The 24,866-nt window shown below is 63.8% G+C and carries 20 protein-coding genes; 15 read left to right on the plus strand and 5 right to left on the minus strand.

Going from position 1 to position 24,866, the window contains the following annotated elements; genetic code table 11:
- Positions 1–214: 214 nt before the first annotated feature.
- Genes R5R73_RS14410 through R5R73_RS14420 form a run of 3 tightly spaced genes read left to right on the plus strand, consistent with a single transcriptional unit; the run spans position 215 to position 4,529 of the window.
- Positions 215–1,450 (plus strand): NAD(P)/FAD-dependent oxidoreductase, encoded by a 1,236-nt coding sequence (locus R5R73_RS14410; RefSeq protein WP_247643179.1) that lies wholly within the window; start codon positions 215–217, stop codon positions 1,448–1,450.
- A complete protein-coding gene (gene nirB / locus R5R73_RS14415; protein ID WP_322527883.1) occupies positions 1,447–4,011 on the plus strand; it encodes a nitrite reductase large subunit NirB in 2,565 nt (854 codons plus the stop codon). The genes R5R73_RS14410 and nirB overlap by 4 nt, the downstream gene beginning before the upstream one ends.
- Positions 4,008–4,529: a nitrite reductase (NAD(P)H) small subunit gene (locus R5R73_RS14420; protein ID WP_322527884.1), complete on the plus strand. Its 522-nt coding sequence runs from the start codon at positions 4,008–4,010 to the stop codon at positions 4,527–4,529. The genes nirB and R5R73_RS14420 overlap by 4 nt, the downstream gene beginning before the upstream one ends.
- A gap of 188 nt (positions 4,530–4,717) precedes the next feature.
- On the opposite strand, the gene R5R73_RS14425 is transcribed toward R5R73_RS14420, so the two are convergent.
- Complete coding sequence (locus R5R73_RS14425; RefSeq protein ID WP_071229803.1) at positions 4,718–5,539, minus strand: ion transporter; 822 nt, start codon at positions 5,537–5,539, stop codon at positions 4,718–4,720.
- A 163-nt stretch (positions 5,540–5,702) separates the two neighbouring features.
- Complete coding sequence (locus R5R73_RS14430; protein ID WP_322529609.1) at positions 5,703–6,419, minus strand: DUF3581 family protein; 717 nt, start codon at positions 6,417–6,419, stop codon at positions 5,703–5,705.
- A gap of 127 nt (positions 6,420–6,546) precedes the next feature.
- On the opposite strand from R5R73_RS14430, the gene R5R73_RS14435 reads away from it, so the two are divergent.
- Both R5R73_RS14435 and R5R73_RS14440 read left to right on the plus strand, forming a co-directional pair.
- Complete coding sequence (locus tag R5R73_RS14435; RefSeq protein WP_416221197.1) at positions 6,547–7,059, plus strand: YchJ family protein; 513 nt, start codon at positions 6,547–6,549, stop codon at positions 7,057–7,059.
- A 162-nt stretch (positions 7,060–7,221) separates the two neighbouring features.
- Positions 7,222–8,511 carry a mechanosensitive ion channel family protein gene (locus R5R73_RS14440; protein WP_322527885.1) on the plus strand — a complete coding sequence of 430 codons (1,290 nt, stop codon included), beginning with the start codon at positions 7,222–7,224 and terminating at the stop codon, positions 8,509–8,511.
- A 15-nt stretch (positions 8,512–8,526) separates the two neighbouring features.
- On the opposite strand, the gene R5R73_RS14445 is transcribed toward R5R73_RS14440, so the two are convergent.
- A complete protein-coding gene (locus R5R73_RS14445; protein ID WP_322529611.1) occupies positions 8,527–9,972 on the minus strand; it encodes a PLP-dependent aminotransferase family protein in 1,446 nt (481 codons plus the stop codon).
- A 155-nt stretch (positions 9,973–10,127) separates the two neighbouring features.
- Between R5R73_RS14445 and R5R73_RS14450 the strand changes: the two genes are divergently transcribed.
- From R5R73_RS14450 to R5R73_RS14475, 6 genes are all read left to right on the plus strand, one after another.
- Positions 10,128–10,574: a GNAT family N-acetyltransferase gene (locus tag R5R73_RS14450; RefSeq protein WP_322527886.1), complete on the plus strand. Its 447-nt coding sequence runs from the start codon at positions 10,128–10,130 to the stop codon at positions 10,572–10,574.
- A gap of 4 nt (positions 10,575–10,578) precedes the next feature.
- A complete protein-coding gene (locus tag R5R73_RS14455; RefSeq protein WP_322527887.1) occupies positions 10,579–11,328 on the plus strand; it encodes a GNAT family protein in 750 nt (249 codons plus the stop codon).
- Between the two features lie 2 nt (positions 11,329–11,330).
- Positions 11,331–11,966, plus strand: coding sequence for an FMN-binding negative transcriptional regulator (locus tag R5R73_RS14460; protein ID WP_322527888.1), 636 nt, complete (start codon positions 11,331–11,333; stop codon positions 11,964–11,966).
- A gap of 13 nt (positions 11,967–11,979) precedes the next feature.
- Positions 11,980–12,450 carry an OsmC family protein gene (locus R5R73_RS14465; protein ID WP_276232158.1) on the plus strand — a complete coding sequence of 157 codons (471 nt, stop codon included), beginning with the start codon at positions 11,980–11,982 and terminating at the stop codon, positions 12,448–12,450.
- A 10-nt stretch (positions 12,451–12,460) separates the two neighbouring features.
- The gene (locus R5R73_RS14470; RefSeq protein ID WP_071229812.1) at positions 12,461–13,432 is read left to right on the plus strand and encodes an ornithine cyclodeaminase family protein; all 972 of its coding nucleotides are present in this window, start codon (positions 12,461–12,463) and stop codon (positions 13,430–13,432) included.
- A gap of 153 nt (positions 13,433–13,585) precedes the next feature.
- Positions 13,586–14,536, plus strand: coding sequence for a rhodanese-related sulfurtransferase (locus R5R73_RS14475; RefSeq protein WP_276232156.1), 951 nt, complete (start codon positions 13,586–13,588; stop codon positions 14,534–14,536).
- 189 nt (positions 14,537–14,725) lie between these two features.
- Here R5R73_RS14475 and R5R73_RS14480 read toward each other — a convergent pair whose 3' ends face one another.
- On the minus strand, positions 14,726–15,343 hold the full coding sequence (locus R5R73_RS14480; RefSeq protein ID WP_071229814.1) for a YrbL family protein: 618 nt from the start codon (positions 15,341–15,343) through the stop codon (positions 14,726–14,728).
- Between the two features lie 68 nt (positions 15,344–15,411).
- Positions 15,412–18,372 carry a bifunctional [glutamate--ammonia ligase]-adenylyl-L-tyrosine phosphorylase/[glutamate--ammonia-ligase] adenylyltransferase gene (gene glnE, locus R5R73_RS14485; protein ID WP_322527889.1) on the minus strand — a complete coding sequence of 987 codons (2,961 nt, stop codon included), beginning with the start codon at positions 18,370–18,372 and terminating at the stop codon, positions 15,412–15,414.
- A gap of 420 nt (positions 18,373–18,792) precedes the next feature.
- On the opposite strand from glnE, the gene R5R73_RS14490 reads away from it, so the two are divergent.
- The 4 genes from R5R73_RS14490 to R5R73_RS14505 all read left to right on the plus strand — a co-directional run bounded on the left by R5R73_RS14490 (position 18,793) and on the right by R5R73_RS14505 (position 24,854).
- The gene (locus tag R5R73_RS14490; protein ID WP_110630174.1) at positions 18,793–19,773 is read left to right on the plus strand and encodes a Bug family tripartite tricarboxylate transporter substrate binding protein; all 981 of its coding nucleotides are present in this window, start codon (positions 18,793–18,795) and stop codon (positions 19,771–19,773) included.
- A gap of 72 nt (positions 19,774–19,845) precedes the next feature.
- Positions 19,846–20,394, plus strand: coding sequence for a tripartite tricarboxylate transporter TctB family protein (locus R5R73_RS14495; RefSeq protein WP_157956986.1), 549 nt, complete (start codon positions 19,846–19,848; stop codon positions 20,392–20,394).
- A 2-nt stretch (positions 20,395–20,396) separates the two neighbouring features.
- Positions 20,397–21,923 (plus strand): tripartite tricarboxylate transporter permease, encoded by a 1,527-nt coding sequence (locus tag R5R73_RS14500; protein ID WP_110630176.1) that lies wholly within the window; start codon positions 20,397–20,399, stop codon positions 21,921–21,923.
- A gap of 399 nt (positions 21,924–22,322) precedes the next feature.
- Positions 22,323–24,854, plus strand: coding sequence for a glucose/quinate/shikimate family membrane-bound PQQ-dependent dehydrogenase (locus tag R5R73_RS14505; protein WP_322527890.1), 2,532 nt, complete (start codon positions 22,323–22,325; stop codon positions 24,852–24,854).
- Positions 24,855–24,866 lie beyond the last annotated feature (12 nt).

The raw sequence follows: 24,866 nt of genomic DNA on the forward strand, positions 1-24,866 counted from the left end.
GGCGCCTGATGCCGCGGAGTTCAATACTCCGTGTCATCAGGCGCCTTTTTGCGTTGCGTCGCCGTTTTCCAGGCATCTCTTCCGAACTCGGAAAACGGCTGCGCTTGAAAACGTCGCTTGACGGGGGATCAACATGAGCAGGACCGCCCTTTCTTCATTCAAAGCACCAGCCGATGCTCCATCCAGAACCCCAGCCGATGCCGGGGAACACCTGGTGATCATCGGCAATGGCATGGCCGGACACCGGCTGCTGCAGGCGCTACAGGACCGCCCGACCCGGCCGACTCGCATCACCATGATCGGCGCGGAGGCTTCTCCGGCCTACAACCGGATCCTGCTGTCGCCGTGGCTGGCCGGCGAGATCGAACGCGACTCCCTCGACACCCGGCTGAGCGACGAGATGTCCGCCAGCGTCGAGTGGCGGCTGGGCGAGCGCGTGGTGACGATCGACCGTACCCATCGACTTGTCCATACCGACCTCGGCGACCCGGTTCACTACGACCGTCTCGTCATTGCCACCGGTTCACGCCCCACGCTGCCCGCCATTCCTGGCATCGAGCTGGGTAACGTCGGCGGCTTTCGCAATCTCGACGATGTCGACTGGCTGATCGCCCGATCGCCGGGCAGCCGGGCGGTGGTCGTCGGTGGCGGGCTGCTGGGGCTGGAAGCGGCGGAAGGCCTGCGCAAGCGCGGCCTGGCGGTCACGCTTTTGCAGCGCGGCGATCGGCTGATGAACCGCCAGCTCGATGTCACCGCCGCCACCTGGTTGCGTGACACGCTCGAACGGCGCGGACTGACGATAGAGACCCATGCGAGCCTGGCCGGCTGTGACGCCGACGCCCAGGGCAACGTCCAGGCCGTGCGGCTGACCGACGGCCGCCGACTGGCCACCGACTGTGTGGTGATTGCCGCCGGCATCACGCCCAACGCCGAGCTCGGCCGCCTGGCCCGTCTCGATGTCGGCGCCGGCATCTGCGTCGATGCCACCTTGACCACCCGCGACCCTCGCATTCATGCCATCGGTGAATGCTGCGAATTCGATGGCACCACGGTGGGCCTGGTCGAGCCGATCTGGCAGCAGGTCGAGACCCTGGCGGATCTCCTCGGCGGCCAGACGCCGGCACCCTATATCGGCAGCGCCTGCGCCACGCGGCTGAAAGTCGCCGGCATCTCTCTCTACGCGTTCGGCCCCGTCGAGGCGGAACCCGACGACGACACCCTGACCTACGCCGACCCGGAAGGCGGCGACTATCGCCGCCTGCTGCTTCGCAACGACCGGCTGATCGGCGCCGTGCTCTATGGCGATACCGGCGATGGTCCGACGCTGTTTCAACTGTCCAGAGCCGGTGCGGATCTCGGCCACCATCGCGATCTGCTGCTGTTCGGCGCGAGCGATGTCGCGCAACGCCTGACCGAAGACACTCAACACTCACTGGAGGAAGCGGCATGACCTTCGAAGCCGACACCCCGACCCCGTCCCGCAAGCCTCGCCTGATCATGATCGGCAATGGCATGGTCGGCCACTACTGCCTGGAGCAGCTGGTCGAACGCCAGGCGCATCAGCACTACACCATCACCGTCTTCGGCGAGGAACGCCACCGCGCCTACGATCGCGTGCACCTGTCCGACTATTTCACCGGTAGCGATGCCGATGCCCTGGCCCTGGGCGAAGCGGACTTCTGCGCCAGACATGGCATCGACCTTCGCCTGGGAGAAACCGTCAGCGCCATCGACCGTGAAGCCCGCCTCGTCGTCACCGAACGTGACAGCCACGCTTACGATCAGTTGATTCTGGCGACCGGCTCCTACCCCTTCGTGCCGCCGATTCCGGGTAACGACCGCCCCAACTGCTTCGTCTACCGTACTCTGGACGATCTCGATGCGATCCGCGCCGCGGCCGAAACGGCTTCCAGTGGCGTGGTCGTCGGTGGCGGCCTGCTGGGGCTGGAGGCCGCCAACGCCCTGCGCGGCCTGAATCTCGACACCGCCGTGGTGGAGTTCGCGCCGCGCCTGATGCCGATGCAGGTCGACACCGAAGGCGGCGATCTGCTGCGCGAAAAGATCGAGCAGTTGGGGGTTCAGGTACTGACGGGCCGGGCCACTCAGCGTATCGAGGACGGCCAGGACCACCAGCACCGCATGGTTTTCCAGGATGAGAAAGTGTGGGAAACCGACCTGATCGTGTTCTCCGCCGGCATCCGCCCCCAGGATCGGCTGGCTCGGGATTGCGGGCTGGAGGTCGGCGAGCGCGGCGGCGTGGTGGTGGACGACAACTGCCGCACCAGCGATCCGAACATTCTGGCCATCGGCGAAGTGGCGCTATGGCAGGACAGCATCTTCGGCCTGGTGGGCCCCGGCTACCAGATGGCCAAGGCCGCCGTCGACACCCTGGTCGAGGGCGAACTCACCTTCCAGGGCGCCGACATGAGCACCAAGCTGAAGCTGCTCGGCGTCGATGTCGGCTCGATCGGCGATGCGCATGGCGACCGCACCCCCGGGGCTCGCATGTACCGCTATCTGGATCAGATCAAGCAGGAATACCGCAAGCTGGTGGTCTCCAGCGATGGCAAGAAGCTGGTCGGTGCCATGCTGGTAGGCGACAACAGCTACTACGATACCCTGTTGCAGTACTACAGCAACGGCCTGGAACTGCCCAAGGATCCGGCCGCGCTGATCCTCCCCAGCACCGAAGGCGCGCCGACGCTGGGTGCCGATGCCCTGCCCGAGACAGCGACCATCTGCTCGTGTCACAACGTCTCCAAAGGGGCGGTCTGTCAGGCGGTCGAGGCCGGCTGCACGGATCTCGGCACGCTCAAGGCCGACACCAAGGCCAGCACCGGTTGCGGCGGTTGTACGGCACTACTCAAGCAAGTGTTCGAACACGAGCTGGAAAGCCGTGGCGTCGAAGTCGACCGCAGCCTGTGCGAGCACTTCGCCTACACCCGCCAGGAGCTCTACGGCCTCATCCGGGTCGAAGGCATTCAAAGCTTCGAGGCGCTCCACGCGCGTCACGGTAAAGGCCGGATGGGCTGCGACATCTGCAAGCCGGCCGTCGCCTCGATCCTCGCCTCGTGCTGGAACGCGCCGATCACGAACCCATCGCTGGTGCCGCTGCAGGACACCAACGACACCTTCATGGCCAACATGCAGAAGAACGGTACCTATTCGGTGGTTCCCCGCATTCCCGGCGGCGAGATCACCCCGGACAAGCTGATCGCCATCGGCGCAGTGGCCAAGAAGTACGATCTCTACACCAAGATCACCGGCGGCCAGCGTATCGACCTGTTCGGCGCCCAGTTGCATGAACTGCCGGACATCTGGAGCGAGCTGATCGCCGCCGGCTTCGAGACCGGCCACGCCTACGGCAAATCCACCCGCACGGTGAAGTCCTGCGTCGGCAACACCTGGTGCCGCTACGGCGTTCAGGACAGCGTCGCCATGGCACTGACCATCGAGAATCGCTACAAGGGCCTGCGTTCGCCGCACAAGCTGAAGTTCGCCGTCTCCGGTTGCACGCGGGAATGTGCCGAAGCCCAGAGCAAGGACGTCGGCGTGATCGCCACCGAGCACGGCTGGAATCTCTACGTCTGCGGCAATGGCGGCATGCGCCCGCGCCATGCGGAGCTGTTCGTCACCGATCTCGACGACACCGAGCTGCTGCGCATCATCGACCGGCTGCTGATGTTCTATATCCGCACCGCCGATCGACTTCAGCGCACCTCGGTATGGCGCGAGAACCTGGAAGGCGGACTCGACTATCTCAAGGCGGTGATTCTCGAGGATAGCCTGGGGCTGGGTGACGAGCTCGAAGCCCAGATGCAGCACGTGGTCGATCAGTACGAGTGCGAATGGGCCGGGGCGCTGAAGGATCCGGAAAAGCTCAAGCGCTTCCGCACTTTCGTCAATGACAAGCGCAGCGATCCCGACATCATCGCCGCCAGCGAGCGCGACCAGCCGAGACCTGCGCGCCCCGAAGAGATTGCCGCACTGGCAGTGGAGGTAACGTCATGAGCGAGCTCATCCTGGAAACCGAGGCAGCACGGTCTGCCTCTTCTTCACGCCCCGTTCGCCTGTGCAGCCGGGCGGACCTGGTTGCCGGCTCCGGCATCGTCGCCTGGCATGAAGGGCATCAGATAGCGCTTTTCTATTTACCTTGTCAGCCCGGAGCCGCTGACGGGCTACCTGGTCGGCCCGGAGCCGCCGGTGAGTCGTTCAACCGGCCCAAAGCCGCCGGTGAGTCGTTCAACCGGCCCAAAGCCGCCGGTGAGTCGTTCAACCGGCCCGAAGCCGCCGGTGAGCTTTACGCGGTAGACAACCACGACCCGTTTTCCGGCGCCAACGTGATCGGCCGCGGCATCGTCGGCGATCTCAAGGGCGAGCTGGTGGTCGCCTCGCCTATCTACAAACAGCATTTTCGGCTGACGGATGGCCAGTGTCTCGAGGATGCCACGCGGCGCTTGCGTACCTGGTCCGTCGGGTGGGACGGCGACGACGTGGTGCTTCACATCCCCGTGGGGGCGGATTCGTGATGACGTAACTGGAAAACAATGCGCGAAATCAGGACAAAAAAAGCCCGCGCAAGAGGGGGGATGCGCGGGCGAGGCGGGGTGTTACTAGGAGACGCGACTCGAACGACTGCTAATCGAAGTATCTACATTCGATGGAAATTATATTAGCACCCTTATATTTCCCTGGCAATGCAATATCGTCATCGCGCTCATCGTTTCGCTTTATCGTCCTCTCGGTCACGATCCTCGTGCTCGCGCGTCTGGCGTTCGGCCAACTCCCGACGATGATCGCGCAGCTCCTGGCGCAGCGATTCGATCTCGACCTGAAGCTCGCTCACCTGCTCGATCATATGGCGCATCATGCGCCGGTTCGCCTTGTGCTGGCGGGATTCCGACTCTTCCTGATCTTCGACGAAAAGCGAGCTCACGTAAGCCGCGAAACTACCGAACAGCCCGACCCCGCAGACCATCAGCAACACGGCGACGATGCGCCCCAGCGTCGTGATCGGATAGTAATCCCCGTAACCGACCGTGGTGACGGTCACGATCGCCCACCACAATGCTTCTTCCGCCGTATTGATAGGGCTGTCCGGGTTGGGCGTTTCCACCATCAATACCGTCATCGCACCGAAAAACACCAGCAGCACGGTCGCTGTCGCCGCCGACGCCAACACGCCTTCGGCCCGGTTGCGAAACAGCAGTTGCCAGATCAACTCCAGCGACCGCAGCGCCCGGATCACGCGAATGACCTGAACGACACGGGCCAGGCGCGCAGCCTGGAACCATCCGGCAGGAATGCACGCCAACAGATCCAGCCACCCCCAGCGCATGTAGTGCCATTTATTGGGCGCGCGGTAGAACCGCTGGCAGAAATCGATGAAGAAGAAAAAGCAGACGATGTAGTCCAGATAGCCGAATAACTGGAGGATATCGGTAGGCAGATCGAGGAAAAGCTCGGCCAGCATGGCTCCCAGCACGTAGAACGAGAGCGCCAGGATAAAAAACTGAAAAGGGGTGACATGTTCCTTCATGGCAAGTCCCGCTCACCTGTACGCCCCGATCCCGCCAGCCCTTTGGCCGCGACAGGATGAACGGCATTATCCGCAAATGGGCCGATGCGACGCGAATCGCCCGCTCAACGCCCGCCGAGTAATACACGCCCCCGAGGCAGCAGCGCACACGAGTCGCGTGCGATCAGGCCGAACAGGGATTAGCCAGTTTCAGCTGGGTGAAATTGGTCACGAACGTATCCATCTTTTCCGCGTCGTAGTCCTGGAGACCACTGATGACCAGTTTCTTGGAGCCGATGCCCACGTCACGACCATGGCAGCTCATGCGGAATTCGAGATGAGCCTCTCCACGCTTGCCCTTGACGTCCAGATTGGCGCCCGCAAAGTCCAGATCCAGATCACAGGGGTCGTGATCCTCGAGCGTGAATCCCATGCTGTCGTAGATCACCAGCGGGCGCTGGGGATTGAACATGACGCCCTTCTCTTCGAGCAGGGGCTTGAGGTAATGCGGAAAGTTGCGGCCCGAGAAGGCCACATAGCGACGGGTAAACGTCTCGACAGTGCCCGGGTCATGGATCGTCCAGCCGCTGCGCTTGACGTTCAGATACTGTTTGCCGCTCTGGTCGACGACGCTGATGGTGCCGGTCTCTTCCTCTTCGACGAAGCTCAACGAGACGCTGTCCCCCACCATTCCACAGAAGTGGAACGTCATCTGCTGAGACAGCCCGTAACGGGACAGCACCAGCGCGAACAGCAGGTCGCCCGGCACGCAGAAACGCCGCGCACAGGGATCATGGATCGGGTTGTAATCTCCCGCGATCTGACGCGCAAACTGACTGGCCTGATCTGCGGTGATACAGATACGGTCCGCGTCGGTAGAATGGAACTCGTCGAGAAACATAAGTGGTCGACCCACGTATCGAATGACTTGGCGTTGGGATTCCAGGCGCCGCACTTTTACCACATGTTAGGGCAAATCGCAGCGCACCATTAACATTTAGAGACAAACGATAGCGTAGTTTACCCAAATGAATGTTCCAACCACAGCCTCCGAAGACATCGAGACTCGACCGTGCCCCTGCGGAAACGGCCTGCCCTACCGCCGCTGCTGCGGGATCTACCATCGCGGGGAAGCGCCCGCGCCAACGGCGGAAGCGCTCATGCGCTCACGCTACACCGCCTTTGCGCTGGGCGGGCTCGGCGACTATCTCGTCAGGACCTGGGACGCCGACACCATCGACCCGGCCCTGACGGCGGAGCAACTGGACCGCCAGGAACAACAATGGCTGCGGCTCGAGATTCTCGATGCCCACGAGAACGGCGCCAAGGCAACGGTCGAGTTCAAGGCACACTGCCGCCCGTTCGGTGCAGGGCCAGCGGTAACGCCGCAAGTGCTTCACGAGCGTTCGCGCTTTCGCCGACGCCAGGGCTTGTGGCGTTACATCGACGGCATCATCGACCCGCCTCCCGCCGCCGCCTCGCGTAACGCGCCCTGCCCCTGCGGCAGCGGCAAGAAGGCCAAGCGCTGCTGCCTGCGCTGAACCGATCGCAAGCACGCCGAATCGAGTCACCTTGTGGAATATGCCCCTTCGTCCCGCTACGCTTTTAGCGAATCGACGCGCCGGATACTCATCGACACACTAAGCTCGATCTCTGTTGCAGCGTCGAAACGCTTCGATTTCCGGACATGAAAAAGCAGGTGCATGAATATTTCCAATAGCGCCACGAATCTTATCTCCCGCTTCCAGACCGAACTCGGCCAGTGGCTCCATATCCCGGGTTGGATCGTGCTGCCTGCGCTGATACTGCTGATCGCGGTCATCGTCGACATCGCCCTGCACTTCGTTCTCAACCGGATGGAGCGACGCCTGCGCAATTCGCCGCGGCGCTGGGACGACCCCATCCTTCACGGACTGCGTCTTCCCTTGCGCTGGTGGGTCTGGGTCACCGCGCTGATGGTCGGTCTCGGCGTGATCGGCAACCATTTCGAGATCGAGCGGCTGAACATCGTACTGTCCCGGGTCGGGGCATTGATTACGCTGTTTCTGGTCGCCTGGGGCGGCATCCGGCTTTTCCGACGGCTGGAGCAGCGCCTGGTCTTTCCGCCGGGCAACTGCCATGCCAAGCCGGTCGATCCCACCTCGGCATCAGCCCTGACCAAGATCGTCGGCGCCATCCTGATCGTCACGCTGATATTGATCGGACTACAGATCCTGGGCGTATCGATGTCGAGCATTCTGGCCATGGGCGGCTTCGGTGGCCTGGTCATCGGCTTCGCCGCGCGGGATGTCATTGCCAATTTTTTCGGTGGCATGGTGGTCCATCTGGACAAGCCCTTCGTGGTCGGCGACTGGATCCGCTCGCCCGAACGCCAGATCGAAGGCATCGTCGAGGATATCGGCTGGCGCCTCACCACCGTCCGAACCTTCGCCGGGCCGCCGCTCTACGTGCCCAACGCCTGGTTCAGCCAGATTTCCGTGGAGACACCTACCCGGATGGTCAGCCGTCGCCTGTGGGAAACCATCAGCCTCCGCTACCAGGACATCGGCGCCGTCGAGAACGTCGCCCGGGATATTCGCAACCTGCTGCTGGAGCACGAGGAGATCAATCAGGACGAACTGATCACGGTCAACTTCTCCACCTACGGCCAGTACTCGCTGGATATCATCGTCTACGCCTTCACCCACGAGACGGATTGGCAGCGTTTCCACGAGATCAAGCAGGACATCCTGTTGAAGATCCGTGACATCATCGACTCCCACGGCGCGGAGCTGGCCATTCCGGCATCCCGAGTCTATTTCCCCGAGGGCATTCGCCACCAGGAGCCAGAACGCGACCGCCCTGATGACGAGGAACGAGACGCCACGTCACGCAGCGACCGCGACACTGCCTCGTCGCGGACCGAGCGCCGTTCGTCCGATGACCAACGCCGCCATTCGAATCCGGGCCCCCGTCAGACGGAAGACCCGCAGGACGACGACGGCGACGCCTGAATCGGCCGCCCGCGCTCAGGGCCCGTGGCGGATGCGCAACTGGCACCAGCTATCGCTCAGCCAGCGTCCTGCCGACGCGATCTCGGTTTCGGTGGCGCCGGCGTAGCCCAGCACCAGACCTGGCCGGCCGGGCGGCTGCAGGAAATAGCGCGATAGCGGCGACAGCAGAATCCCGGCCTCCTGCCCCCGCGAGACCAGCTCGGTCTCCAGCTCGAAACTGTCCAGCTCGGCAACCAGATGCATCCCCGCCTGCCCCGCCGAGAGCACCAGCCCGCGCGCGACCGCCGGGGCCAGTGCTCGTCGCAACTGCGCCTGACGCTGGCGATAGAGCCCACGCATTTTCGCGACGTGCCTCACGAAATGCCCCTCGGCAATGAACGTTGCCACCGCGGCCTGCGCCACGTACTGCCCTTCCCGGTGAAGCCGGGCATTGGCTCGCTTGAAGGCATCGACCAGCGCTTCCGGCAGCACCAGATAGCCGAGCCGCAGCCCCGGATAGAGCACCTTGCTGAAGGTGCCGACGTAGATGACCGGGGCATTGTCGACGAGCCCCTGCAGCGACGCGATCGGCGCGCTGGCGTAGCGAAACTCGCTGTCGTAATCGTCCTCGATGATCCAGGCACCATGACGCCGAGCCGCATCCAGCAGCGCCATCCGGCGCGGCAAGGTCATCGTCACGCCACTGGGATATTGGTGCGAGGGCGTGACATAGATCAGCCGCGGCGGTGGCGTCGCCCGCGGCACGCGCTCCACGTTCGCCCCTTCCTCGTCGACGGCCAGCGGCACGGTATCCAGACCGGCCGCCACGAAGCAGGACTGCGCCCCGCCGTAGCCCGGCTCTTCCACCCACGCGGCCTCACCGGCATCGGCCAGCAATCGGGCGATCAGCTCGAAGCCCTGCTGGGCGCCCTGGGTGATCAGGATCTGCCCGGGCCGGCAACGCACCGAACGCGATAACTGCAGATAGTCGCAAAGCGCTTCTCGCAATGCCGGGACACCGCCCTGATGCTGGTAGTCGTGCCATTCGAGCGGCGCCCGCTGGCGATGGCGGCGCAACAACCGCTGCCAGCGTTCACGGGGGAACCGGTCCAGTGCGGGCACGCCCGGCGCGAAGGCCGTATAGCGATCGCTCAGCACACCGCTGAAATCGAGAATGCGCCGGCCCCGAGCGGAAAGCGACGGCGCCGCAATACCGGATGCCGATACCGCCGCCGTCAGGGCTTCCGGTCGCCACTCGGCGACGAAGACACCCGCGCCTCGGCGAGTCTCCACGAATCCTTCGGCCGCGAGCCGGTCGATGGCGCCCAGCACGGTATTGCGGCCCAGCCCGAGCTCGTGAGCCAGCTGACGTGAGGAAGGTAGCGCCGTGCCGGCACCAAGCTTGCCCTCCTGAATCCAGTCTCGTAGCGACTGATAGAGTCGCTGGGTCAAGGTCGCCGCTGATGGCAACGCGAGTTGCATGGTCAGCGCTTCGACGATCCACAGCCGGTGGTCCTGAGATGGCGGCACTGGTTCCCTCACTATTGCCTCAACTGGCCCTTATCGAAGAACCAGCATGAGGCCAAACTGGCTTCACGTCACGCTTGTCACCCCGTTCGCTCGCCAGGGAGCCCGCGATGCCTACCATTCGTGCCGCCACCCCCAAGGACATCGACAGCCTCGTTGTACTGATCGATGGCTACCGCCAGTTCTATCGACAACCCAGCGACCTGGAAGGCGCTCGGCATTTCCTGGCCCGACGCTTCGAACGGGACGATGCGCATCTGCTGATCGCGCTGGATGAGAGCGACGCGGCGATCGGCTTCGTGCAGCTGTTTCCCGTGCCCTCCACCACCTCGCTCGGGACACGCTGGATCCTCAACGATCTCTTCGTCTCCCCCCAAGCCCGTCGTCAGGGTATCGGCAGCGCGCTATTGCAAGCCGCCCGGGCACGGGCAGTCGACCACGACGTGCCACAGCTGATGCTGCGCACCCAGACCGACAACGTGACCGCCCAGTCCTGCTACCAGGCGCTTGGCTGGCAACGCGACGAAGCGTTTTATACCTATCTATTGAGCGTGTGATGCCATGAGCCCGTTCATCAACGAATATGGCCAGCCCGTCGGCCCGGTTATCGATGGCTGGCAGCCGCCGCCGACACCTCGGGCCGAAATCCTGGAGGGCCGTTTCTGCCGCCTCGAGCCGCTGGACGTCTCGGCTCACGCACCCACGCTCTGGCGAGCCTGGCAGCCGTCGGATCCCGATATCGCCGACGATCATGACGGCAAGGCACGCTGGACCTATCTAGGCGGACGCGGATTCGACGACGAAGCGGGTTGTCGACGCTGGCTCAAGACGATGACCGCAAGCGACGATCCGCATTGTTACGCCATCATCGATCCGGCAGACGACCAGGCCGTCGGCATGGCGACCTATCTACGCATCGTGCCGGTCGACGGCAGCATCGAGATCGGGCATCTGAATTTCTCGCCGCGCATGGCGCGCACGCCAATCTCCAGCGAGGCGCTGATGCTGCTGATCCGTCATGTCTTCGAACTCGGCTACCGCCGGGTGGAGTGGAAATGCGATGCGCTGAACGCACCCTCGCGGCGCGCCGCCGAGCGCCTGGGCTTTCGCTTCGAGGGGATTTTTCGCCAGCATCGGGTGGTCAATGGCCGCAACCGCGACACGGCCTGGTTTTCGATTCTCGATGGCGAGTGGCCGGCGATCCGCGAGTGCCATCGTCGCTGGCTGGCACCGGACAACTTCGATGCTGGCGGCCGCCAACGCCAATCGCTTTCGACGATGACGGCCGAACTGACAAAACCGGGACATTGAACATGTACCAGCCAAATCAGTTCCGTCTCGATGATCCGGACGCCTTGAAGCAGGCCATCGATCAGGCACCGTTTGCCACGCTGGTCACGCAGAGCGAGAAAGGTGAGTTTACCGCCGACCATCTGCCGCTGCTGTTCGAGGCTGCCGACGGCGGGCCATCGCCGGGTACGCTGCGCGGGCATATCGCGCGCGCCAATCCATTGGCTTCGAGCCGCGCGGATTGTCAAGCCCTGGCCATTTTCCACGGCCCGCAGGCGTATATCACGCCGAGCTGGTATCCGGCCAAACGCGAGCACGGCAAGGTCGTACCGACCTGGAACTATCAGGTGGTGCACGCCCACGGCCGGCTGCGCCTGATCAACGACACGGACTGGCTGCGACAAACCGTGGCACTCCTGACCCGGCGGTTCGAGCGCGACCGGCCCGCCCCCTGGTCGATCGATGACGCGCCGGATGACTACATTGCCGGGATGTGCCGTGCCATCGTTGGCATCGAACTGACCATCGAGCGGCTGGAAGGCAAGCGCAAGGCGAGCCAGCACAAGCCGATGGAAGAGCGCGAGTCGATCCAGCAGGGATTGCGCGACGAGTCCGGTTACGATGACGCAGACTCGCTCTGCTTGAGCGGAATCGACTAGAGGAGGAACAGCCATGTCCGAATATTCCGCCTGCGTTCACTGGCAGCGACACCCCGACGAAACCTTCACCGACAACCGTTACAGCCGCGGCCATGAGTGGTGCTTCGATGGGGGTGTCAACGTACCGGCATCGTCATCGCCCCACGTGGTTCCGCTGCCCTACTCCATCGAGTCCCATGTCGATCCCGAGGAGGCGTTCGTCGCCTCGCTGGCCAGCTGTCACATGCTGGTGTTCCTGGGCATTGCCGCCAAACGACGCTTTACCGTGGATCGCTACGAAGACCAGGCCGTCGGCATAATGGAAAAGAATCCTGAAGGAAGACTCTCAATTACGCGAGTGACGCTGCGGCCGGCCGTGACGTTTTCTGGCGAGCGTCGGCCGACACGCGAGCAGCTCGAAACGATGCACCACCAGGCCCATCGCGACTGCTTCATCGCCAATTCGGTCAAGACCGATGTCGTGACCGAGATCGTCGACCCCTGAGATACCTGAAATGACCCAACTCATCACCTATAACGAAGCACGCAATCATCTCTCCTGGTCCGATGCAGTCGAGGCCCTGAAACAGGGTCACCGCGCCGCCCGGCCGGAAATCGGCGATACCTTCCTGGGGCCGGCCGACAGGACGCTGCTCAACCGTTCGTGCTTCATTCCCGGCCTCGGCTACGGCGCCAAGGCGGTCACCGTGTTCGACGGCAACGCCGCCCGCGGGCTGGATACCGTGCAGGGCGCGATGCTCTACTTCTCGCCCGATGACGGTCAGTTGAAAGCGATCATCGAGAGCCGGCTGGTCACCGAGATCAAGACGGCCAGCGATTCGTTGCTGGGCGCGCTCCTGCTGGCGCGACCGGACAGTCGTCATCTGCTGGTCTGCGGCGCAGGAACGGTCGCGGCGAGCCTGATCGATGCCTACACCGCGCTCTTCCCCGATCTGGCGCGTATCAGCGTCTGGAACCGCACCCAAGATAAAGCCGTGGCGCTGGCCGAGCGCTGTGTCAGGCGCGGCCTGAACGTCACCGCCGTAACCGATCTGGAAGCGACCGCCCGCTCGGCGGACATCATCTCCAGCGCCACCATGGCGCGTGCGCCGTTGATACTGGGGAAGTGGATACAGCCCGGCACGCATGTCGACCTCATCGGTGCGTTCAAGGCGGACATGCGCGAGGCGGACGACGAACTGCTGCAAACCGGCCGGCTGTTCGTCGATAGCCGGGAGACCACGATCCACCACATCGGCGAGCTGAAGATTCCCATTGCCGCAGGAGCCATTGCCGAAAGCGACGTGATCGCGGATTTCTACGATCTGCTGGCTGGCGATTCTCGCGATGACGACGCTCGCGATAGCGGTTGTCACGGAAAACAACCGGGTCGAACCCGCGACAGCGATATCACGGTATTCAAGAATGGCGGCGGCGCGCATCTCGACCTGATGATCGCGCGCTATATCGCCGAGACCGTTCAGTAACGCAGGACGACGCTCGGCGCCGTTCGCGCTGCGGCAGTCGGTCACTGGACGCTCGCGCTCAGCGGCGTAAAATGCGCGACGTTCATCGGGGCATCGACAGCCCCTTACCTCACCCGGTCCGCCCTTTGCGAGGGCGACAACCAGGAGTCCCGCATGTCAATCAGCGATCAACCGATCGTCGTCGCGGCGTTGTACCAGTTCGTCACGCTCGATGATTTCGAAGCCCTGCGCGAGCCTCTGCTCGACGAAATGAAGCGTCTCGACGTCAAGGGCACTCTGCTGCTCGCCAATGAAGGCATCAACGGCACCGTTTCCGGCACGCGCGCAAGCATCGATGCCCTGCTCGGGTGGCTCAAGCGCGATACCCGCTTCGCCGCACTCGAGCACAAGGAGTCCTACTGCGAGGAACATCCGTTCTATCGCACCAAGGTCAAGCTCAAGCGCGAGATCGTCACCATGGGCGTGCCGGATATCGACCCCAACCGGCGCGTCGGCACCTACGTCGAGCCGGAGCAGTGGAACGCGTTGATCGACGACCCGGAAGTGCTGGTGATCGACACCCGCAACGACTACGAAGTGGCGATCGGCAGTTTCGAGGGCGCCATCGACCCCAGGACCAAGTCGTTCCGCGAGTTCCCCGATTACGTCAAGCAGCACTACGATCCCGCCCGGCACAAGAAGGTGGCGATGTTCTGTACCGGCGGAATTCGCTGCGAGAAGGCCTCGAGCTTCATGCTCAACGAAGGGTTCGAGGAGGTCTTCCACCTCAAGGGCGGCATCCTGAGCTATCTGGAAAAGGTCCCCGAGGCCGAAACCCGCTGGCGCGGTGACTGCTTCGTGTTCGACAACCGGGTCACCGTTCGTCATGACTTGAGCGAGGGCGCCTACGAGCAGTGCCACGCCTGCCGCATGCCGATCTCGGTCGAAGACCAGGCGTCGGAGCAGTATTCGCCGGGCATCAGTTGCCCCCACTGCTGGGATTCGCTACCGGAGAAGACCCGCGCCAGCGCCCGCGAGCGCCAGAAACAGATCGAACTGGCCCGAGCCCGCAACGAGCCGCATCCGATCGGCCGCAACCCGCGCGAGACCACCACGGAGCATTGATCGGCTCCGCCAAACGACGACGGCCTCCCGGAGCGATCGAGAGGCCGTCTTCTTTTATCGACTGGCGTTTATCGATGGGCGTTTGTCGATGAGCTTTGTCGCAGGCCTTCCATCGACGCCTGCTCTTCCATCGACGCCTGCCCTTCTGTCGATGTCTACTCTTCTATCGATGTCTGCTGCATCGCGGGCTCATTGCACGCTACGCAGCAGTTCCTCTCTTTCCGCTTCCGGCAGCAGCCCGGAGGCCGTCAGCTTGGTGAAGAACCGCTTCATGCGGCGATCGATCTTCTGACGCGCAAACCACGGCCAGATATTGGCCAGCGGCATGAAATCGGGGTTGGAAACGCCATCGATCAGCCACAACCGCTGAGTGCCGTCTGCCAGACGCTGACAGACGATATTGCGGTCGTTGATGTCGGACGGCACGATCCAGTTGTCGCGCAGGTAAAGATAAAGCCGCTGCAGCTCGTCGGAGAAGGCCTGGGTCTCGAGCCAGGCCGTCTCGTCTCGCTGACGGTATTGCCGAATGGTGGAAGAGACCTGGCCATCGGCATCGCTGATCAAGTCGAAGACCAGACCCTCGCCCTGGTCCGTCGCCACCGTCCCGTAGTACGCCGGCACATGGCGCCAATCGACCATGCCGCGGCGCAACAGGTTCTCGAAGTAGACCTTCTCGCGCTCGTTCTGCTGGCTACCGCGCTCGGGAAAGCGCGGCACCTTGATACAGCATCCGGGGCGTTCCGGATGCCGGAAGATGGCCCGATCGTTGCCGTGGGCAATTTCGTTGGCAGAAACAAGTCGATACATTGCGGGCCACTCCGAGCCGCCATTGAGACGTCATGCCTCTATAATGATAACTTAATCAAACGCTGTTCTCATTGATCGTTCGCCTCGCGTTCGGCGGCCGGTTCCATCCAGCGTCGCCACAGCGCCAGGATATGCTCGCGGTGATCGGCGAATGCCTCGGCAGATACCAGACTGCCCCGCTTGGCCAGCGCCGCGCGGTGGCTCGCATCGCGATAGGCGAGATACGCCGCCTGCAGTTTCCGCGCATCCTGTTCGGGGAGCTTGCCGCTCTCGGCCAGCGCATCCATCAGCCGCATGTTGTCGGTGACCTCGAGCAGTGCCGGCGTCCGGGCCGACAGCGCCAGCACCGCATACTGGTTCATGAACTCGATATCCACCAGACCGCCGGCATCCTGCTTGAGATGGAACTGGCCGGCCTCGCGCGCCTCGCCGCCGCTGCCGAGATGCTCGCGCATCTTCAGCCGCATCTTGACGACTTCGCGACGAAGTTCATCGTCATCGCGCTCCCGCGCCAGCACTTCCCGGCGAACGGCCTCGAATCGTTCCTTCAATACGTCGTCGCCCGCCACGGCACGCGCGCGCACCAGCGCCTGGTGCTCCCAGATCCAGGCCTCGTTGCGCTGGTACTCGGCAAAGGCGTCCAGCGACGACACCAGCAACCCGGCGTTCCCCGAGGGGCGCAGGCGCATGTCGACTTCGTAGAGCGTGCCGCTGGGTGTGGTCGCGGTGAGCAGATGAATGACGCGCTGCCCCAACCGGGTGAAGAACACCAGATTGTCGATCGACTTGGCGCCGTCGGTCACGCCCCGAGGCGCGGCATCATAGAGGAATACCAGATCGAGATCGGAGCCGTACCCCAGCTCGATGCCGCCCAGCTTGCCGTAGCCGACGATCAGAAAGGCCGCCTGACCGGCCGAGTCTCTGGCGCTGGGGTGCCCGTATCGGGCCGTCAGCGAGCGCCACGCCATCTGCAGCACGCTATCCAGCACCACCTCGGCTATCGCGGTCAGATAGTCGCTGACCTTCATCAGCACGCGCCCGCCGGCAATGTCGGAAGCGGCAACGCGCAACACCTGGGTCTGCTTGAAGACCCGCATCGCTTCCAGCCAGTTCTCCTCGTCGTCCTCGGGAATCCGCGCCAGGGTCTGGCGCAGCTCGTCCGCGAGGCGCTGCTTGTCGGCGGGTGAATAGAGCGTCGCGGGGGTCAGCAGTTCGTCGAGCAGAATGGGGTGACGCGCCAGCTGTTCGGCGATCCAGGGGCTGGCCGCGCACAGCCGGATCAGCGACGGCAGAACCTGCGGGTTCTCGCGCAGCAGCGAAAGATAGGCAGTGCGTCGCAATACCGCTTCGATCAGCGGCAGTACCCGCTCCAGAGCGGTCGTGGGCGCCTCGCTCTCGGCCGCGGCCTCCAGCAGCATCGGCATGACGGCCTCGAGGCGCTCGTAGCCGATACGCTGCATCGACTGCACGCCGCGGGAGTCGCGAAAGGTCTTCAGTCGTCGCAGCGCCTCGGGCAGCTCGTAGCCCGCCGCCGCCATTACCCGCTCGGCTTCGGCATCGTCCATCTCGCCCTGCCACAGCTGTCGCCAGGCAGTGTCATCCCGGGGCGAGTCGTCGGATGCCGGCGACTCGTCGTCCGGATCGGCGACCACGGCATCGAAATGGCGTCGAACCCGCTCGCGGCAGGCCGAAAGCGCATCTTTCAAGGCAGCCCAGTCCGGCAGTCGCATCGCCATCGCCAACCTCGCCTGGTTCTCGGTGTCGTCGGGCAGTTGCTGTGTCTGACGATCCTGCTGCGCCTGCAGCGCGTGCTCCAGATCCCGCAGGAAGACGTAATCCTCGCGCAGCTCGTCGACCACCGGCTGCGGCAGCAGTTCGAGCGTGACCAGACGCGCCATGGCCTCCCGCAGCGAGGTGACCTGAAGCTCGGTATCCCGGCCGCCGCGGATCAGTTGGAACGCCTGGACCACGAATTCGACTTCGCGGATCCCGCCGCGCCCCAGCTTGATATTGTCGTCCCGCCCCAGCCGCTTGACCTCGCGGTGGATCATCGCCTTCATCTCGCGCAGCGATTCGATCGCGCCGAAATCCAGATACTTGCGATAGATGAAGGGCCTGAGTTCATCGAGCAGTTCATGCCCGGCGTCGAGATCGCCCGCGACCGGGCGCGCCTTGAGCATGGCGTAACGCTCCCACTCGCGTCCCTGATCCTGATAGTAGCTGGTGAAGGTGTTGAAACTGCCGACCAGCGGCCCGCCATCGCCCAACGGTCGCAGGCGCATGTCGACCCGGAAGACGAAGCCGTCGGCGGTGATCGCGTCCAGCGCGGCGATCAGCTTCTGCCCCAGTTTGGTGAAGTACTGTTGATGATCGTACTCGCGCTCGCCGCCCCGGGTCGTGCCTTTCTCCGGAAACGCGAAAATCAGATCGATATCCGAGGAGAGATTGAGCTCGCCGGCGCCGAGCTTGCCCATTCCCAGCACGATCAGACGCTGAGGCGAGCCGTCACGGCGCGGCGCAGGGCTGCCCCAGCGGGGGGCGAGATGCGTCTCGAGCCAGTCAAGCGCGCCTTCGAGGCAGACCTCGGCAAGTTCCGAGACCTTGGCGGCGGTCTGCCACATCTCGGCGCCGTTGAGATCCCGCCACACGATGCCGACCATCCGCGCCTGACGAAAACGGCGTAGCGCCCTGTGGAGCGACGCCTCGTCGTCCGCGTCTGCCAGCGCCTGGTGCAGCGCGTCTTCGATCTGTGCCCGATTCGGCGCCGCCTCGAGCTCGCCACTGTCGATCAGACCGGGCAGCAGCGCCGGTCGCGTCACCAGCGCGTCCAGCGCGAAGTCGGACAGCAGGACCAGCCGGGCGAGCTCGCGCCGACGCGCATCGCTCAGGGAGAGCCAGGCGTCGGTGACGACCGGATCGGCACTGGCGGCATCCAGCCCTTCGTCGAGGCGCTGTCTGGCCTCGGCCCAAGCCCCCGCAAGCATGGCGGGACTATCGATCTCGGCGAACCAGGATTCGGGTAACGGCATCGGGTGCTCCAGACGGCTGTTGGCGGGGTCTTCACTGGATGAATGACCCCGCCAGCATAGCGAAAGCCCCGCGTCAGGCCCAAGCGATGCAGATCGTGCCCGAGCCTAGGCTTTGTCTGAAAACTGTCTGCGCTCGGCCATACGGCGTTAAAAATCGGCTCAAAGTACTCATTTACACCGCGTAAACTCCGTCTTTTTGCCGATTTTTGCCTTGCCTGACCTTCGCTCGACGACTTTTCAGACAAAACCTGAGTCGCAGATTATCGATGATGTCACACCAAGGTTGTATTACATCGTACGAATAAAGCAGCTACAAAGGCACAAGCCAATTCGTCGGGTCCAGGAAGCGTTAGCTCGAACGAGAGAACGCTGGCCCGTGGATCTCACTCTAGAACTGCACCATCAAGCAAGGGATACGCCATGAAGCTCAAGAAGACACTCCTCGGCATCGCCTGCCTCGCATCGTTGGCCGCCGGCGCCGCCCAGGCCGATTTCCCGAACCGGGATATCCGCGTGATCGTGCCGGCAGCCGCCGGCGGCGGTACCGATGCCATCGTCCGCAAGGTTTCCAATATCGCCGAAGAGTCGCTGCCCGTCTCGATGTATGTCGAGAACGTGGAAGGCGGCATGACGGCAACCGGCCTGCTCCAGTTGATGAAGGCGCGTCCGGATGGGCAGACCGTTGCCGCGATCACCTACGACAGCATCATCACGATCCCGTGGAAGAACATGCTGCCGGGATTCAACATGGACAAGATGCGCATGATCGCCCGCATCACCAGCGAAGCCGACGCAATCACCGTGCCGGAAAACTCCCCCTACCAGACGCTGGATGACCTGATCGCCGCCGCCAAGAAAGAACCTGGCAGCATTCGCATCGGTATTCAGAACATGGGCGCCAGAACCCACCTGACGCTGCTGCAGCTCCAGGATCTCACCGGCGCCGAGTTCAAGATCGTCTCCTACGACAACAGCGCGGCGTCGCAGAAGGAAGCGCTGCTCAATGGCGAGGTCGACGCCGTGGTGACCAGCCTCGGCGACCTGGCGCCGCTGATCGAATCCGGTCAGGCTCGCGGCCTGGTCGAGTTCTCCGACACCCAGAACGAAGGCTTCCCCAACGTGCCGCCGGTCACCGAGACCGATACCGGCCTGGACCTGCAGATGGGCAGCTTCATCGTCATGGTGGCACCGGCGCGTACCCCGGACGATGTGATCGAGAAGCTGGAAGCCACCTACCACAAGGCTTACGAGAGCGACGAGTTCCAGCAGTGGCTGAAGAAGATCGGCGTCACGCCCGCCTGGCTGGGTGCCGACGACGTGACCGAATGGGCGAACGACACCCAGCAGCAGCTCTTCGACACCATGGATGAACTGGTCGACAAGGGCGTGCTGGAGAAATAAGTCTCCGATCATTCTCATTCACGCTGCGCCATGCCCCTCGCATGGCGCCTTGTCGTCTACACAGGTGCCTTCATGACATCTAAACCCTCATCTCGACAGTCGACCCAGCGCTCGAGTCTGGGCGGTGAGTTTTTCGTGCCGGCGGCGCTGGCGCTCATCACCCTCGTCTACCTGATCTCGGCGATCCAGCTCGGCCCGCCAATGAAGGGCGGCAACATGACCGCGTCCTTCTTTCCCATCGCCACCGCCATCCTCATGCTGATCGCGCTGGCCTGCGCCATGGTTCATGCGCTACGCGGCAAGGCCAAGGCGCCCGAGGAAGAGGCCGCCGCCAACGCCGAGAGCAGCGACGATGCCCCGCGCCGCAGGCAGTACGTCGGCCTCTCCCTCGGCGCGATCGGCGTCGTCGTGCTGACGGCGGGATACCTGCTGGCGTTCGACCTGATCGGCTATTTCGTCGCCACTTTCGTCTACGTGCTGCTGCTGACCGGCCTGTTCAGTGGCGGCTTCCGGGAGAAATGGCTGACCAAGCTGATCGCCGCCATCGTCATTACCGTCGCCGGCTACCTGCTGTTCGAGGTCGTCTTCCAGGTCCGCCTGCCCACGCTCTGGAGTCAATGATCATGGATTCGATTTCCGGTCTGCTGGGCGGTTTCGCCGCCCTCGCCAATCCTGAAACCCTGCTCTACATGATCGGCGGTTTTCTGATCGGCACCTTCTTCGGCGCGGTGCCGGGCCTGACCTCGGTGCTGGCCATCGCCCTGCTGCTGCCGCTCACCTACAGCCTCGACGTGACCACGGCGCTGGTCGCCTGCGCCAGCATCTTCATGGCAGGCATGTGCAGCGGCAGCATCACCGCCACGACCATCAACATTCCCGGTGCGCCGTCGTCGATGATGACCGCGCTGGAAGGCTACCCGATGCAGCAGCGCGGCGAAGGCGCCAAGGCGCTCGGTCACGCCGCACTGGGCTCGATGATCGGCGGTTCGCTGGGCGCGCTGCTGCTGATGGTCATGGCGCCGCTGGCGGCCGACGTCGCCCTGCTGATCCGCACGCCGGGCAAGTTCTCGCTGATCGCCTTTGCACTGATCGTGATCATCATTTCCCAGCGTGGGTCGATCACCAAGGGCATGATCGCCACGCTGTTCGGCGTCATGATCGCCACCATCGGCATCGACGTGGTGCAGCCGCTGGCCCGCTTCACCTTCGGCACCAGCGTGCTGGTCCAGGGCATCGACATGATGCCGTTGATCATCGGCACCTTCGCCATCAGCGAACTGCTGATCCAGGCCGATAGCCGCAGCAGCCGAACCGTCGATCCCAGCATGATCCAGGCGGCCAAGGTGCGCCGTCGCGATTTCATTCCGCCGCTGTCGGAAGTTCGGGAAATCGGCGTGATGCGCTACCTGAAGAGCGCGGTCATCGGCTACGCGGTGGGTATCCTGCCCGGCGCCGGCGGCTCCATGGCGGCTTTCGTCTCCTATGCGGAGTCGATGCGCTCCTCGAAGCACCCCGAGCGTTACGGCAAGGGCAATCCGGAAGGCATCGCGGCGGCGGAATGCGCCAACAACTCGATGTGCGGCGGCGCCTTCGTGCCGATGCTGACGTTCGGCATTCCCGGCGATCCAACCACCGCGATCGTGCTCGGCGTGCTGGTCATCAACGGTCTGCAGCCCGGCCCGCAGTTCATGACCCAGCAGCTCGATCTGATCGCGCCGATGTTCGCCTCGCTGTTCGTCAGTGCGCTGATTCTGATTCCGCTGACGCTCTACCTGCTCGGCCCCTACTTCCTCAAGATCGTGTCGATTCGCCGCGACGTGCTCTACTCGAGCATCGCCATCGTCGCGCTGGTGGGCAGCTACGTGGCGACCTACTCCACGTTCCAGATGGCGCTGGCGCTGGTGTTCGGCGTGCTGGCCTATTTCCTGCGCAAGCAGAAGTATCCCACCGTCTGCCTGCTGCTGGGCTTCGTGCTCGGCCCGAGCCTGGAGGAGTATTGCCGTCGCGCGCTCTCCATCAATGACGGCAACCCGTCGATCTTCTTCACCAGCCCGGATAGCCTGTTCTTCATCGCCCTGACGGTGGTGTTCTTCTACTTCATGGTGATCCGCAAGCCCAAGGACCGCGGACTGGGGACGCGACCGGCGTAACGTCGACCTTCCCATCGAACCGGCTCCTCTTGCCGGCTCCTCTGACAGGCTCGCGCCAACCGGCATAGCGCCGCCATCGCTCATCACGATGGCGGCGCTTTGGCATGCGCGCCTCCGCTCGTTTTCATCGAGGCTCACGACCATCCAGGGCCGTATAAAAGTCGTAAAAAAACCACTTTTCCAGCTTCGCCGGCTAGCGGCGACCCTCATTCCGGATGCTTCGTTGCCGCCAACAGCCTTGATTCTCACCGACCGGCAGCTCTCGGGCAGGCAGGAATAACTTTAGCCTGTTAATTACATGGTGTATTTTTACATCCCGCTACATTGCAGTATTAGACTTTAGCCGCATTCGATCTCCGAGTTCGGCCTTGCCTACTCGATCCTTCAAGGGAGACATTCATGAAAACGCGCGGGGCGTTGAGCAAGACACGCCTGTTGCCCAGCCTGGTCGGCCTGATCCTGGTCCTGCTGGGTCTTGCGATGCTGATTGGCGGCATCAAACTGAGCCAGCTTGGCGGCTCCTGGTACTACCTGATCGCCGGTGTCGGCGTCGGTCTCAGCGGGTTGCTGCTGATCGCCGCCAGACGCGCCGCGATCTGGCTTTTCGCCATCTTCCTGCTGGCCTCCACGATCTGGTCGCTCCAGGAAGTCGGCCTGGACTGGTGGCAGCTGGTCCCCCGTCTGGCGCTATGGTTCGTGGTCGGCATCGTGCTGTTGCTGCCCTGGGTTCGCCGTCCGCTGGGCGTCACGCGCATGAAAAGTGCCAGCGCCGCAGCACTCTCGATTGCCGTCATCCTCGCCGGCCTGACCGCCATCGCCAGCCAGTTCACCAACCCGCATGACATCGAAGGAACGATCGTCCGTGACGCGTCCGGCCCGAACGATGCCGTGGCCAATGCCATGAACGGCGACTGGCCCTCCTACGGCGGCACCGAACGTGGTCAGCGCTACTCGCCCCTCGACCAGATCACCCCAGAAAACGTCGGCAAGCTGGAAGAAGTCTGGCGCTATCGCACCGGCGACATCCCTGGCCCAAACGATCCGTCGGAAACCACCGCCGAGAACACCCCGCTCAAGGTCAACGGCAAGCTGTACGTATGTACGCCGCACAGCCAGGTGATCGCCCTCGATCCGGACAGCGGCAAGGAGCTGTGGCGTTTCGATCCCAAGCTGAGTACCCAGAATGCCGACAGCTTCAAGGGCTGGGCGCACATGACCTGTCGTGGCGTCGCCTACTACGAAGATGACGGCGCGGCTGCCGAACCGGCCTATGCCAGCGCCGAGATCGGCACCGGCCTCGCCCCGCCCGCCAGCGATGGCGCCGCGAATGGCGACGCCGCGCCCGTCACCGAGGAAGGCAAGCAGCAAGCCGCCGATCAGGCTCCCGCGTCCGGCGTCGCCGCCGACCTGGCCGATGCCTGCCCGCGCCGCCTGTTCCTGCCCACCGCCGACACGCGCCTGATCGCGCTGAATGCCGACACTGGCGAAATGTGCCCCGGCTTCGGCGATAACGGCTCCATCGACCTGACCCGGAACATCGGCAGCTTCACCGCTGGCGGCTACTATTCCACCTCTCCGCCCTCCGTGGCCCATGGTCTGGTGATCATCGGCGGCCACGTGACCGACAACGAGTCCACCAACGAGCCTTCCGGCGTGATTCGCGCCTACGATGCCAAGGATGGCCACCTGGTCTGGAACTGGGATAGCGGCAACCCGGACGACACCACGCCGATCGGCCCCGACGAGACCTATACCCGCAACTCGCCCAACATGTGGTCGGTGATGAGCGTCGACAGCGACCTCGGCATGATCTACCTGCCGATGGGCAACCAGATGCCGGACCAGTGGGGCGGCAACCGCACGCCGGAAGCCGAGAAGTACAGCGCCGGCGTCACCGCGCTGGATATCGATACCGGCCAGGTCCGCTGGACCTATCAGTTCACCCATCATGACCTGTGGGACATGGACGTCGGCGGCCAGCCGTCGCTGGTCGACATCCAGACCGACGAAGGCGTCAAGCCCGCGCTGATGGCCTCCACCAAGCAGGGCAGCATCTACGTGCTCGACCGCCGCACCGGCGAGGCTATCGTCCCGATCCACGAGATCGACGCGCCGCAGGGCGCCGTGGAAGGCGACCACACGGCAGCCACCCAGCCGCACTCCGAGCTGAGCTTCTCGCCGGACACGCTCCACGGCAAGGACATGTGGGGCGTGACGCCGCTGGACCAGATGCTGTGCCGCATCCAGTTCCAGTCATTGCGCTATGAAGGCATGTTCACGCCGCCCTCGCTGCAGGGTTCGCTGGTCTATCCGGGCAACTTCGGCGTGTTCGACTGGGGCGGCATCGCGGTCGACCCCGAGCGCCAGATCGCCTTTGCCAGCCCGGCCTACATGGCGTTCACCTCCCAGCTGGTGCCGCGCGAACAGGCCGATGGCGGCGAGCGGATCAGCGAAACCGAAGGCGTTCAGCCCAATGCAGGCGCGCCCTACGGCGTGATCATGGGCGCGTTTCTTTCCAGGCTCGGGCTGCCTTGCCAGGCACCGCCCTGGGGTTACGTGGCGGGTGTCGACCTGAGCAATCATCAGACCGTCTGGCAGCACAAGAACGGTACGGTCCGCGATAGCGCTCCGGTGCCGATGCCGCTGCCGATGGGCGTGCCCGCCCTGGGCGGACCGATCATGACCGGTGGCGGCGTGGCCTTCCTCAGCGGCACGCTGGACCAGTACCTGCGCGCCTATGACGTCACCAACGGCGAGGAGCTGTGGAAAGGCCGGCTACCGGCAGGCGGCCAGACCACGCCGATGACCTACGAAGGCAAGGACGGCCGCCAATACGTGCTGGTCATGGCCGGTGGTCACGGCTCGCTGGGCACCAAACAAGGCGACTATGTCGTCGCCTATGCGCTGCCCGAAGGCGACGATTCGAACTGATCTCAGCGAAGC

This window comes from Salinicola sp. LHM (genome assembly GCF_034479735.1).
In the GTDB taxonomy this organism is placed as follows: Bacteria; Pseudomonadota; Gammaproteobacteria; order Pseudomonadales; family Halomonadaceae; genus Salinicola; species Salinicola salarius.